The sequence below is a fragment of the Rhizobium sp. SG570 genome (genome assembly GCF_012275345.1).
GTDB lineage: Bacteria > Pseudomonadota > Alphaproteobacteria > Rhizobiales > Rhizobiaceae > Rhizobium > Rhizobium lusitanum.
Genome location: NZ_JAAZQI010000016.1, coordinates 141,064 through 153,531 on the forward strand (window position 1 = coordinate 141,064; position 12,468 = coordinate 153,531).

The window sequence follows — 12,468 nt, forward strand, 5'->3', positions numbered from 1 at the left end:
GCTCATAGGCAGATTCCGCACGCCGCCATCGCCGCAATTTGATTCATCTTGCGGCGATATCTATTTGATTAATAATATAAATCTTCGATCGCTACCGGATGAACCTAAGTTGCGCCGATCGTTAGCTCCGCGACGAAATCGTAGGCATCTCCCCGATAAAGCGACCTGGTGAATTCCACGGCCCGGCCCGAGCCGAGATAGGAAATGCGTTCGATCGAAAGGCCGGCGGCTCCGACGGGAACGCCAAGCAACCCCGCATCGGACTCTTTCATGTTGGTTGCCGATATGCGCTGTACGGCGCGCACGGGGCGGACCTGTCGCTTTTCGAGTTCCGCATAAAGCGATGTCGTCACGACTGCTGGATCCGGCAGGAATTCGCCGGAGACACTGGCATGCTCGATCGCCAGTGGCTGATCGTCGGCGATGCGCAAGCGGCTGAGCCGGGAAACCTTAGTGCCGGCGGCAAGGCCGAGGATCATCATTTCATCGGGAGACGGCGTATGGATGCCTTTGTGCAGCCATTCGGAACGTGCGGTCATGCCGCGTCGGGCCATGTCCTCGGTGAAGGAGGTGAGCTGAGATAGCCGTTGTTCCACCTTGGATACGGGCTTTGTGACAAAGGTGCCGGACCCGTGGCGGCGCACGAGAATACCTTCGGCGACAAGGTCGTCGATCGCCTTGCGCACGGTGACGCGGCTGACGGCGGCAAATTCGGCAATATCGCGCTCGGGTGGAAGCGCATCGCCCTGCTTCAACCTTCCGATCTTTACGGCTTCTTCGAGTGTGCGTCGCAGCTTGACATAGAGCGGGCCGGGTCCGCCTCCTGACAGGCGTTCTGGCGAGAAGATGGCACTCAAATCCTCGGTCATGCCCAGCTTCCCTTCCCATCCCGTAGCAATTTTGCCGCCAATTCCACCGCTCCGCGCAGCACGTCGCCCTTGGGCTCGGCCAGGAGTGCTTTGTGACGTGCGTCGAGCCAGGGGCGATAAGCCTGGGCAAGGCCGCCGAGGAGGCAGATCGACGGGCATTCGGGCCAAAGCAGGGCATCCAGGCTTTCGGTTATGGCCTTCGCAGCCGTCTTGACGATATCGATGGCGACGGGGTCATTCATCCCGGCATAGTCGAACACGATTGGTGCATAGCGCCCGAAATCCTTTGGCTTGGACGCATGGGCAAATTCGACGACCCGCTCCGGATCGTTGCCATATTCGGCCATGATCGCATTCGTCAGCGGTGATGTTGCCGCCACCCGGTCATGCGCCAGAAGGGCGCGTTCGAGGAGATCGCGGCCGAGGCGGGCGCCGCTGGCCTGATCGCCGATGACAAACCCCCAGCCGCCGATGCCCCAGCTCACACCGTCACGGCGGGCATTGTAGACGGAGCCGGTGCCAAAAGCGCCGATGATTCCATCGGCATCACCGAGCGCACCCTGAAGTGCGATCGTCGCATCGGTGACCACGCGAGAGCTCGCGAAGGGAAGGGCGCCTTCCACCCGTTTTCCATAGCTGCCGACATTGGCGCCGGCCGTGCCGATAACCGCAGGCAACTTGTAAACCTGTTCGGGATCGAGCCCTGCGCTTGTCAGTGCATGTCGGGCCGCAGCGACGATATTGATCAGCGAGTTTTCCAGGTCGGAGAGAATGTTTGCAGCGCCGGCTTTGCCCGTGCCGAGAACTTGGCCCGTTCCGTTTATCACGGCAGCGCGGCAGCTCGTTCCTCCGCCGTCGATGCCTATTGCAAACTGCCCCATCATGCCTCCGGATGCCACCTGTTCCCCATTTTCCTATACAATACCAAAAAAATACCATTTACCAATAGGCAACGTGTCCATTTTTGTGCATCAATATCCTATTGAAATATATTGCAAAATTTCTTTTGCGCGCTCTTTTTGTGTCCAAAGGTTAAATTCGGCTGGACAATTGGTATTTTTTTGGCCTTAATTCTTGTCAAGGGAACAATACAAACAGACATCGGCGGAACCGGCAGAACAATAACAGCCGGCGGGCTAAGCAGAAGGCTGAACCTCCATCGTTGTCCCAAGCCGTTTGGATCCGGAGGGTCCGTCCTTCGGCGTTTGTCATGAATTTCCCGCATGGTGTTTACAGCGTCTCTGCCCTGTTGGCGGCAGACGGCGATTGAACGGGCCGATCAGGCGAAGTGCCTCTGAAGCCCTTTGTATTGGGGGCCGGCAGCATTGGCGGTCCCTATGGAGCGCTGACCGTTTCTTCAGACAGGCCAGCGGATTTTCAGATCGAAAACAGCGCCTCGCTACGGGCGTCGAAAACAGGAGAGGGAAATGAAAAATAATGTTCTGAAAGGCTTGCTTCTTGCATCCAGCCTGCTGACCTCGGTCAGCTTCGCGCATGCGGCTGATGTAACGCTGACGGTCGAAAGCTGGCGTAACGATGACCTGCAGATTTGGCAGGACAAGATCATCCCGGCTTTCGAAGCGAAGAACCCCGGCATCAAAATCGTTTTTTCGCCGACAGCTCCCACCGAATACAACGCATCGCTGAACGCCAAGCTCGACGCCGGCTCTGCGGGTGACATCATCACCTGCCGTCCTTTCGATGCCTCGCTCGACCTCTTCAACAAGAAGCATCTCGCTGATCTGACGAGCTTGAAGGGCATGGAGAACTTTTCGGCAGTCGCCAAGGCCGCATGGTCGACCGATGACGGCAAGTCGACCTTCTGCGTGCCGATGGCCTCGGTCATCCATGGCTTCATCTACAACAAAGACGCCTTCGACAAGCTCGGCCTGAAGGTGCCGGCGACCCGCGACGAGTTCTTTGCTCTTCTCGACAAGATCAAGGCTGACGGCACTTATATTCCGATGGCCATGGGCACCAAGGACCTGTGGGAGGCCGCAACCATGGGCTATCAGAACATCGGCCCGAACTACTGGAAGGGTGAGGACGGCCGCGAGGCTCTTATTGCCGGCAAGGAAAAGCTGACCGACGCTCCGTGGGTCGATCCCTACAAGGAACTTGCCAAGTGGAAGCCCTATCTCGGTGACGGTTTCGAGGCTCAGGGCTACGCTGACAGCCAGAACCTCTTCACGCTCGGCAAGGCTGCGATCTATCCGGCCGGCTCCTGGGAAATCGCTCTTTTCAACACCCAGGCGCAGTTCAAGATGGGCGCCTTCCCGCCGCCCGTCGCCAAGGCTGGTGACACCGCCTATATCTCGGACCATCCGGATATCGGCGTCGGCCTGAATACGAAGAGCACGCACCAGGAAGAAGCCAAGAAGTTCCTGAGCTGGGTCGCTTCCGACGAGTTCGCCACCATCTACGCCAATTCGCTGCCGGGCTTCTTCAGCCTGAATTCGCATCCGGTGAAGATGAGCGATCCGCTTGCTCAGGAGTTCGTCTCCTGGCGTAAGGATCACAAGTCGACCGTTCGCTCCACGTATCAGATCCTGTCGCGCGGCACGCCGAACCTGGAAAACGAAACCTGGACGGAATCCGCAAACGTGATCAATGCTACGGATACGCCGGAACAGGCTGCTGCAAAGCTGCAGAAGGGCCTCGACAGCTGGTACAAGCCTGGCAAGTAATCATTGCATAAAACGGGCGAGGGGCCTTCGGGCTCCTCTCCCTTTTTCTTGATCATGGATAATTGGATTGGCGATCGCCTCGCCATTGCATTGCGACACGCCCGACGTCGTTTAGAGCCGGAATGGCGGGTGAATTTGAACCTCAGAGCTGCCGCTTCGCCGGGCAGCCAACAAAAACAGGCAGAAAGCCATGAGCGACGCCGAGATATCAGACGCCCTTGAGGTTGCGCCGATCAGGCGCTCCAGACGCTGGCACATCCTCGTTTTCCTTTTCCCGGCCTTTGTCGTCTATACGGCGGTCATGATCCTGCCTCTGATCGAGACGCTGCGGCTGTCGCTTTACAACGTCGTCGACAATCAACCGGTTTTCGTCGGTTTGAACAATTTCAAGGTATTGTTCGGCGACGAACGTTGGGCGCATGATTTCTGGAATGCGCTACGCAACAATCTGATCTTCTTTGCCATCCATATGTGCGTGCAGAATCCGATCGGCGTCGCACTCGCAGCGCTCCTGTCTCTGCCGAAGCTGCGTTTTGTTGCCTTCTATCGTACCGCTATTTTCCTGCCGACGCTGCTTTCCTTTGTCGTCGTCGGCTTCATCTGGAAGCTGATCCTGTCCCCTCTCTGGGGTGTTGCGCCCGAATTGCTGAGCATGATCGGCCTCAAGTCGTTCTTCGCGCCTTGGCTCGGCAGGCCGAGCACGGCGCTGATCACCGTCGCGCTCATTTCCGTCTGGCAATATGTCGGCATTCCGATGATGCTGATCTATGCAGCCTTGCTCAACATTCCCGAAGAGGTCATCGAAGCGGCCGAATGCGACGGTATTACCGGTTGGAGCCAGTTCTGGAAGATCAAGCTGCCTCTGGTGCTGCCCGCAATCGGTATCATCTCGATCCTGACATTCGTCGGCAATTTCAACGCGTTCGATCTGGTTTACACCGTGCAGGGTGCACTGGCCGGGCCGGATGGCTCGACCGATATTCTCGGCACACTTCTCTATCGCGTCTTCTTCGGCTTCCAGCTTCAGCTCGGAGACCGTTCCATGGGGGCGACGATCGCGACTGTCATGTTCCTGATCATCCTGACCGGTGTCTCGTTCTATCTTTTCATCGTCCAGCGGCGCATTCGCCGCTACCAGTTCTGAGGAGAGGCGACCATGTCCAAGGCCCGCACTTCCCTTGTCCGCACCGGCTTCGTGCATCTGGCGCTGATCGCGTATACGCTTGTCGCCCTTTTCCCGGTGTTCCTGACCATCATCAATTCGTTCAAGGATCGCGCATCGATCTTCCGTGCGCCGTTAAGCCTTCCAACGCCATCCTCATTCAGCATGATAGGTTATGATACCGTCCTCAGGCAGGGCGATTTCCTGACCTATTTCCAGAACAGCTTCGTGGTGACGATCGTCTCGATCATCCTTACGCTGCTGTTCGGCGCGATGTCCGCTTTCGCCCTGTCGGAGTACCGTTTCCGTGGCAATATGATGCTGGGTCTGTATATGGCGATCGGTATCATGATCCCGATCCGCCTCGGCACGGTCGCCATCCTGCAGGGGATGGTTGCCGCCGGCCTCGTCAACACGTTGACGGCGCTGATCCTCGTTTATACCGCTCAAGGCCTGCCTCTGGCGATCTTCATTCTCTCAGAGTTCATGCGGACCGTTTCCGATGACCTGAAAAATGCCGGTCGTATCGATGGCCTCAGCGAATATGCCATCTTCTTTCGCCTTGTCTTGCCGCTGGTTCGCCCGGCCATGGCGACGGTCGCCGTTTTCACGATGATACCGATCTGGAACGACCTCTGGTTCCCGCTGATCCTGGCACCGAGCGAGGCGACGAAAACCGTGACGCTCGGGTCGCAGATCTTCATCGGTCAGTTCGTCACAAACTGGAACGCCGTGCTGGCGGCGCTGACGCTTGCCATCCTGCCGATCCTTATCCTCTACGTCATCTTTTCGCGCCAACTCATTCGTGGCATCACCTCCGGAGCAGTCAAGTGAGCGTATCCGAAAAGCCGATCCGCGTTCTCGTCGCCGGCCTTGGCAACATGGGCCGCAGCCATGCGCTCGCCTATCATAACAATCCTGGGTTCGAGATTGTCGGCCTCGTCAATCGCTCCAAGCCGGAGTTGGCGGAAGAGTTGCGCGGCTACGCGATCCACCCGGATTTCGAAACGGCTTTGAAGGAATTGAAGCCGGATCTGTGCTCCATCAATACCTATTCCGACAGCCATGCCGATTACGCAGTAAGGGCCTTCGAGGCGGGTTGCCATGTTTTCGTCGAGAAGCCATTGGCAACGACGGTCGGCGATGCCGAGCGCGTCGTTACAGCGGCGAAGAAGGCGGGCAAGAAGCTGGTCATCGGCTACATCCTGCGTCAACATCCATCATGGCAACGTTTGATTGCCGAGGCCCGCAAGCTTGGCGGTCCCTATGTCTTCCGCATGAACCTCAATCAGCAGTCGAGCGGCCCGACCTGGGAGACGCACAAGGCGCTGATGCGCACGACATCGCCCATCGTCGATTGCGGCGTGCACTATGTCGACGTCATGTGCCAGATCACCGATGCCAAACCTGTCGAGGTGCGCGGCATGGGCCTTCGCCTGTCGAGCGAGATCAAGCCGGATATGTATAATTACGGCCATCTGCAGGTGATCTTCGAGGATGGTTCTGTCGGCTGGTATGAGGCCGGCTGGGGACCGATGATTTCCGAGACCGCCTTCTTCGTGAAGGATGTGATGTCGCCAAACGGCGCGGTGTCGATCGTCATGGATCCGAACGCCAAGTCCGACGACATCGACACGCACACCAAGACCTCCGTCATCCGATTGCATAATGCCGAAACCGGGCCAAATGGCCAGTTCATCCGACCAGATCAGGATCTGCATATGGACGGGGAGCCAGGCCATCAGGAGCTCTGCGATCTTGAACAGGCCTTCATGCTGAAGGCCATCCGCGAAGACATAGACCTCGACCGCCACATGGCAGACGCCGTCCAATCGCTGCGCATCTGCCTCGCCGCCGACGAGAGCGTGCGCACCGGCAAGCCCGTTTATTTGTAAGGATAAGAGACTGTGGGATCGCTTCAACTGAAATCCATCCGCAAGGCCTACGGCACGCATGATGTGCTGAAGGGCATCGATCTCGAGGTGAAGGACGGCGAGTTCGTCATCTTCGTAGGCCCTTCTGGCTGTGGCAAGTCGACCCTTCTGCGCAGCATCGCCGGCCTCGAAGACGTGACTGCTGGTACTGTCCTGATCAACGGCCAGGATGTGACGGTAACGCCGCCTGCCAAGCGTGGCATCGCCATGGTCTTCCAGTCCTATGCGCTCTATCCGCACCTGACGGTGAAGGACAATATGGGACTGGGCCTGAAGCAGGCCGGCACGGCGAAGGACGAGATCGAAAGCCGCGTCGGGAAGGCCTCTGGCATGCTGTCGCTCGAGCCTTATCTCGCGCGTCGGCCGGCCGAACTTTCCGGCGGCCAGCGCCAGCGCGTCGCCATCGGCCGCGCCATCGTGCGTGAGCCGGAGCTCTTTCTCTTCGACGAACCGCTGTCGAACCTCGATGCGGCCTTGCGCGTACAGACGCGCCTGGAGATCGCTCGTCTGCACCGCAGCCTCAAGGCGACGATGATCTACGTCACCCACGACCAGGTCGAGGCGATGACCCTTGCCGACAAGATCGTCGTGCTCAATGCCGGCGCGATCGAGCAGATCGGCTCGCCGATGGAGCTCTATAACCGTCCGGCCAATGTCTTCGTCGCCGGCTTCATCGGTTCGCCACAGATGAATTTCGTTCCGGCCGAGAAACTGGGGCAAAGCGGCGCAAAAACCGTTGGTATTCGGCCGGAGCACATTACTCTGTCGCGTGATCAGGGCACCTGGTCGGCCAAGGTCATCCATGTCGAACACCTCGGTGCCGACACGATTATCTATCTCGAATCCGATGTCACCGGTCTTTTGACCGTTCGTCTTTTCGGCGAGCATCAATACGAGCCGGACGAAATGGTTTATGCGACGCCGGATGCGACCCACATGCATCGCTTCGATGCAAACGACAAAGCGATCCGCACGTAATCTGCTGCACTCGAGGCGAAGCAGGGTGTTTCGTTTCGGACGTCCCTTGCCCAGGGAGCGTGGTGGTCGATCATTCGCCTCAGGGGTTCGAGGGGCTGCCTATTGTCAGCGCGGCCTTCTCGATGACCTCTGCGATACGCTCGGAAAGCGCGGGATCGGAAACGGCCCGCGCAATCGTGACACCGCCGCTGAGCATAGCGAGCAGAAGGATCGCCTGATCCTCGGCCGCCGTTTTGGTTAGGTTCGCTCCCTTGTTCTCCGGCAGGCCGGTGGCCACGGCCGCAATGAGTTTTTTCAATTCCACCGTATAGATGTTGCGCGTTTCATCGTCAGCACGCATGACATCGGGTGAAAGACTTGGCAGGGCGCAGCTATCGCCGAGATCGCAGGTGCGTTTGTAGCCGAGATAGTAGCTGGCGAAGGCCTTCAGCCAGTTCTTCGGCTGGCTTTCCTTGAGTGCCGCGATCCCTTGACGGAGCTCTTCCAGCCCTTCCACGACAGCCGTGCGAAATGCCTCGCCCTTGGACTTGAAGTGCCCGTAGAAGGCGCCGTTGGTGACGCCGGCGGCTTTCGTCAGGGCATCGATGCCCGCCCCGCCATAACCCTCCTTTCGAAATACTTGCCCGGCGGCCGCGATCACCCGCGCCCGGGTCTCCTGCTTGTGTTCGGCGCTATAGCGCATTGGTGCCCCCATTAAGAGTGATCTCTCTTTATTGATTGCATAGAGAGCGATCTGTGTGTATTGATAAAGAGTGATCGGTATATATTAATTGCCGTCGCAGGTCCAACAAGGAGATGTCACATGCCTATTACGCTTACACTCCCCGAACGTTTGCTTTCGCCTGAAGCGCAAGCGCAGGCTTTTGCCCGCTTGACCGAAGCGGTTCTCGATGTTGCCGGCTTGACCGGAAATGCCTTCATGACGGCCAATGTCATCGGCACGATTAACGTGCTTCCGGCCGAACATGTATTGGCGGCGGGAAAGCCCGTTGCGGCGGCCTTCATCGAGCTCAAGCTGCCCGAGATCGCGCTTGCGACGCCGGAAGCCAAACGGGCTTTCATCGAGAAGGCGACCGATATCGTCGAACAGGCCGCCGGAGGGCGGATCAAGCGCGAGCACATCTGGTCGAACATAGTCTACGCGCCGGAAGGAGCCTGGGGCATTGCAGGGCATAGCTACAGCAATGCCGATTTGGTCGGCGCTATTCAAAATGCCGCAGGGTCCTAGGTAACCCTCGGCTCAATACCGCCTGAATCGGCAGAGTTCGTAGGGGTGTCGGACCGGCGTGTGCCGAGCCATCGTGGTCCGACGCAAGAGGAAAACAGGACATGCAACTGGCCAATTATCTGTTCTTCACAACGCATTGCGAGGAGGCGCTTGCCTTCTATGCCGCCTGCGGGCTTGGCCGCGTTACGCTATTGATCCATCATGGTGCCGATGGGATACCGCTTGCTGCGGATGCGATGCGGGGCAGGGTGATGCACGCGCGTTTCGAGGGGCCAGGCGTGCTGTTCTTCGCATCCGACAATCACGATGCCGAGCCGATGCGCGGCTCCGCCCATATGCTTGTCATGGATGACCGCGACAGCACCGACAGGATTTTTTCTCTGCTGGCCGAAGGCGGCACGGTGACGACGCCGCTCGCCATCCAGCCATGGGGCAGCTACTACGGCAAGCTCACGGATCGGTTTGGCGTTCAATGGATGGTGGACTGCGTGCGATCGTGATCTCGAATAGTACGGGTTTGAATGAAATAGTCCGGTCGTCCGGATGAATTCACTCCACTGTCATGAAGCTGGGCTATCACGGGCTCAGTCCACTCCAGTAGCGAGCGCATCATGACAAACGCAGCATCCATTTATGCAACCTGGCATACAGAGCCGCAGGGCGATATCGCGATGGCGGAATCGCATAGTCCTTACTGGCGGCATTTCATCGAAACGGTCCCGGAGCGGGATTTTTCATCGAAGACAGTGCTGGATTTCGGCTGCAATCGCGGTGGCTTCCTGCGACTGCTTCATGCCCTGCGGCCGTTTCGTCGCGGTGTCGGCATCGACATTGCCTCGGAATCGGTGGCTGCAGCTGTCGCTGCGGTGGGCAACATGCCGCTGCAGTTTCACGTCACGACCGACCTGTCGCCCTTTGTTGATAGCTTCGATGTGGCTTTCAGCTATGAGGTCGTCTACCTGCTGCCGGAGCTGCGACAGCATGCCGAACAGATGTTCCAGGTCATGCGCAATGGCGGCGTCTACTATGCCGTTACCGGATGCCACAATGAAATGCCGCTCTGGCCAAAATGGCGCGAGCTGATCGGCGGCAACAGCAATGCGCCGGTGCAGGATCGCTCGCCGCAGGATTATATCGACGCCTTCGCGGCGGCCGGCTTCGATGTTTCCGTCAGGCGCTTCGGTTATGACGGTTTCGTGCGGGCGGCGAAGGATCGGAAATATTATCCGAGCATTCTCGATGCGCTGAGCTATCCGGCCGAATACAAGCTGCTGTTCCGGCTCGAAAAGCGCTGATGATATGGAGATGATCGATCGCAACGGAGGCAGCACCCTCTGGCATCAGATCGGCGAGATCCTGGCGGCTGATATCACTGCCGGGACCTTTGCCCCCGGGGCGAGATTGCCGACCGAGCCTGAACTGATGGAGCGTTTCGGCGTCAGCCGTTTCACCGTTCGCCAGGCGCTTGGGCATTTGGAGCAGCGCGGGCTGGTTCGCGCTGAGCAGGGACGGGGGACCTTCGTACACAAGGGTGTGCTCGACTACACGCTCTCGAAGCGAACGCGCTTTTCCAAGAACTTGATCGAGCAGGGCTTCGAGCCAGGCGGCGAACTGCTGGTTCATGAAGTCGTGCCGGCGACGGAACGTGTTGCCGTGCAATTGAAACTTGTGGCGGGCGTGCCTGTCATCCATCGCCGCGGCGTGATGACGGCCGATGGCGTTCCCGTCGAACTGGGTGACACCTATTATCCAGCGGAGCGCTTTCCCGACTTCGACAAGGTCCGGCTGCAATATCCGACGATCACGGCGGCACTCGCCAGCTATGGCATCTCCGACTATGAACGGTTGTCGACCGAGATCGAGGCGCGCATGCCGACGGCAGAGGAAGCGCGACTGTTGCGACAGCCCAAATCAGCGCCGCTGCTCGTGACCCGCAAGGTGGATGTCGATACCGATGGCGTGCCTATAGCCTACGCGGAATCGATTTGGCCGGCGGAGCGCATCACTTTCAATGTCGAATTGCGGTAGCTGGGTTAGCGATGCGAGAGGATGTTGACGACCTTGCCGAACGGGTCGCGGACGTAGAAACGACGAACGCCCCAGGGCTCGTCCGTCAGGTCGTACAGGATGCCGAAGCCCATTGACGTGGCTCGCCGATAAAGCTCGTCGACATCATCAACTTCGATCGAGAGGTCGGGGACAATCGTTCCCGAACCGCCTTCGCTGGCAACGCTGATCTGCGGGACCGTTGCGGCTTTGGAGGCGAAGGTGAGAATCCAGCCGTGATCCATGACGATGTCAAGGCCGAGCAACTCACTGTAGAACAGACGAGCGCTGGCGGGATCGGCGGCGGGCAGGTTAGGGATGATGCGTAGAACGGTCACTGACTTCCTCCCTTGAGAAATGGAGGCGGGCTTGCGCCGCGCCTCCAGGATACTCCCGCTCAGACCGTTACCGACGGCAGGAGTTTGGCGCGCTCGGTCAATATATGCCGGCAGGCGCTCGCCACTTCGCGGCCCTTGATGATGAAATGCTCCTTGAAGAATTGGATATGGGCTTCCGATTCCTGAAAGTGATGGGGTGTCAGAACGGCCGAGAGGACCGGCACGCCAGTGTCGAGCTGCACGCGCATCATTGCATCGAGAACGGTATTGGCAACGAATTCATGGCGATAAATGCCGCCGTCGACAACGAAAGCGGTGGCGACGATTGCGGAATAGCGGCCGTTACGGGCAAGCGTCTGCGCATGGAGCGGAATTTCGAGTGCGCCCGGCACGTCGAATATGTCGATGGGCGATGCTCCTTCTGTCGTCTGCCATTCAGCAATGAAGGAATCAACCGAGCGATCGACGATATCGGCATGCCAGCGAGCCCGAATGATCGCGATGCGGCTCGGTTGGGAGGAGATAGAAATGGTCATGAATTCTGCCTTTCAAGGGTTGGTATCAAATATCCCTTGGGCGAACACGCATGAACGCGACACTCCTCTCGCCGAGGAGGGTGCGATCTGCTTGCTCTCTTCCATCCGGACTATACCGTCGGCTCCGGCCTCTCACCGGATCTGCTGACCCTTCCGGGGGACCGGAAGGCGCTCGCGGGCTCGGGGGAACCCCCCATACCGCCGGTGGGGAATTGCACCCCGCCCTGAGAACGGATGGACTATAAATGCATTTCAGCAAGGAAATCAAAGAAAAACGCCGGGCTTTCGACCCGGCGTTTGCGAATAATTTTCCAAAATTGCCCTGTGGCACAGGGCAGATTCTCAATCCTGAATGACCAGCAGATCGGATGATGCAAAACGCAGCGTGACCTTTTCGCCGACGCTCGGGGGCAGCATGCCGGGGCTGTTGAACATATCGAAGGAAATCGTGTTGCCGGCGACGTTCATGCGGGTGCGGATGACCGAACCCAGGAAGTGCGCCGAGGAAACTTCGCCCGTCAGGGCCGTGTCGCCCTTGGCCGATTCGGCCAGTGAGCCTGCCTCCGGGCGCAAAGCCAGCGATACCGTGTCACCGGGCTTGTAGGCGGTGACCGATTGCTTCAGCGTGACGTCCTGATCGCCGATCATGATGCGGCTGTTGTCGGGATCGACGACCTTACCTTCGATCAG

15 protein-coding genes and 1 riboswitch are annotated in these 12,468 nt (G+C 58.6%); of the genes, 9 read left to right on the forward strand and 6 right to left on the reverse strand.

The annotated features are described in order from the left end of the window. Positions 1–104: 104 nt before the first annotated feature. Positions 105–869: a GntR family transcriptional regulator gene (locus FHT28_RS27330; protein WP_037200687.1), complete on the reverse strand. Its 765-nt coding sequence runs from the start codon at positions 867–869 to the stop codon at positions 105–107. Then, positions 866–1,750 (reverse strand): BadF/BadG/BcrA/BcrD ATPase family protein, encoded by an 885-nt coding sequence (locus FHT28_RS27335; protein WP_092577171.1) that lies wholly within the window; start codon positions 1,748–1,750, stop codon positions 866–868. Before FHT28_RS27335 ends, FHT28_RS27330 begins: the two co-directional genes overlap by 4 nt. A gap of 546 nt (positions 1,751–2,296) precedes the next feature. On the opposite strand from FHT28_RS27335, the gene FHT28_RS27340 reads away from it, so the two are divergent. The 5 genes from FHT28_RS27340 (at position 2,297) to ugpC (ending at position 7,630) form a co-directional block, all read left to right on the forward strand. After that, a complete protein-coding gene (locus tag FHT28_RS27340; protein WP_047562882.1) occupies positions 2,297–3,556 on the forward strand; it encodes an ABC transporter substrate-binding protein in 1,260 nt (419 codons plus the stop codon). A 190-nt stretch (positions 3,557–3,746) separates the two neighbouring features. Continuing rightward, complete coding sequence (locus FHT28_RS27345) at positions 3,747–4,700, forward strand: sugar ABC transporter permease (protein ID WP_037200693.1); 954 nt, start codon at positions 3,747–3,749, stop codon at positions 4,698–4,700. A 12-nt stretch (positions 4,701–4,712) separates the two neighbouring features. Then, positions 4,713–5,552: a carbohydrate ABC transporter permease gene (locus FHT28_RS27350; protein ID WP_047562887.1), complete on the forward strand. Its 840-nt coding sequence runs from the start codon at positions 4,713–4,715 to the stop codon at positions 5,550–5,552. Then, positions 5,549–6,613 carry a Gfo/Idh/MocA family oxidoreductase gene (locus FHT28_RS27355; RefSeq protein WP_168597928.1) on the forward strand — a complete coding sequence of 355 codons (1,065 nt, stop codon included), beginning with the start codon at positions 5,549–5,551 and terminating at the stop codon, positions 6,611–6,613. The genes FHT28_RS27350 and FHT28_RS27355 overlap by 4 nt, the downstream gene beginning before the upstream one ends. A gap of 12 nt (positions 6,614–6,625) precedes the next feature. After that, positions 6,626–7,630 (forward strand): sn-glycerol-3-phosphate ABC transporter ATP-binding protein UgpC, encoded by a 1,005-nt coding sequence (ugpC, locus tag FHT28_RS27360; protein WP_092577120.1) that lies wholly within the window; start codon positions 6,626–6,628, stop codon positions 7,628–7,630. 79 nt (positions 7,631–7,709) lie between these two features. Here ugpC and FHT28_RS27365 read toward each other — a convergent pair whose 3' ends face one another. After that, positions 7,710–8,312, reverse strand: a complete 603-nt coding sequence (locus tag FHT28_RS27365; RefSeq protein ID WP_047562890.1) for a TetR/AcrR family transcriptional regulator — start codon at positions 8,310–8,312, stop codon at positions 7,710–7,712. Between the two features lie 120 nt (positions 8,313–8,432). Between FHT28_RS27365 and FHT28_RS27370 the strand changes: the two genes are divergently transcribed. From FHT28_RS27370 to phnF, 4 genes are all read left to right on the forward strand, one after another. Then, positions 8,433–8,858: a tautomerase family protein gene (locus tag FHT28_RS27370; protein WP_037200703.1), complete on the forward strand. Its 426-nt coding sequence runs from the start codon at positions 8,433–8,435 to the stop codon at positions 8,856–8,858. A 101-nt stretch (positions 8,859–8,959) separates the two neighbouring features. Next, the gene (locus FHT28_RS27375; protein ID WP_047562892.1) at positions 8,960–9,358 is read left to right on the forward strand and encodes a VOC family protein; all 399 of its coding nucleotides are present in this window, start codon (positions 8,960–8,962) and stop codon (positions 9,356–9,358) included. A 111-nt stretch (positions 9,359–9,469) separates the two neighbouring features. After that, positions 9,470–10,153 (forward strand): methyltransferase domain-containing protein, encoded by a 684-nt coding sequence (locus FHT28_RS27380; protein ID WP_168597929.1) that lies wholly within the window; start codon positions 9,470–9,472, stop codon positions 10,151–10,153. A 10-nt stretch (positions 10,154–10,163) separates the two neighbouring features. Then, positions 10,164–10,886 (forward strand): phosphonate metabolism transcriptional regulator PhnF, encoded by a 723-nt coding sequence (phnF, locus tag FHT28_RS27385; protein ID WP_246704966.1) that lies wholly within the window; start codon positions 10,164–10,166, stop codon positions 10,884–10,886. A 5-nt stretch (positions 10,887–10,891) separates the two neighbouring features. Here phnF and FHT28_RS27390 read toward each other — a convergent pair whose 3' ends face one another. From FHT28_RS27390 to FHT28_RS27400, 3 genes are all read right to left on the reverse strand, one after another. After that, complete coding sequence (locus FHT28_RS27390; protein ID WP_092577108.1) at positions 10,892–11,242, reverse strand: VOC family protein; 351 nt, start codon at positions 11,240–11,242, stop codon at positions 10,892–10,894. A gap of 59 nt (positions 11,243–11,301) precedes the next feature. Continuing rightward, positions 11,302–11,778: a 6,7-dimethyl-8-ribityllumazine synthase gene (locus tag FHT28_RS27395; RefSeq protein WP_047562899.1), complete on the reverse strand. Its 477-nt coding sequence runs from the start codon at positions 11,776–11,778 to the stop codon at positions 11,302–11,304. An 89-nt stretch (positions 11,779–11,867) separates the two neighbouring features. Further along, positions 11,868–12,014, reverse strand: a riboswitch (FMN riboswitch). Between the two features lie 106 nt (positions 12,015–12,120). Continuing rightward, on the reverse strand, positions 12,121–12,468 hold a 348-nt coding region (locus FHT28_RS27400; RefSeq protein ID WP_168597931.1), incomplete at its 5' end, for a TOBE domain-containing protein.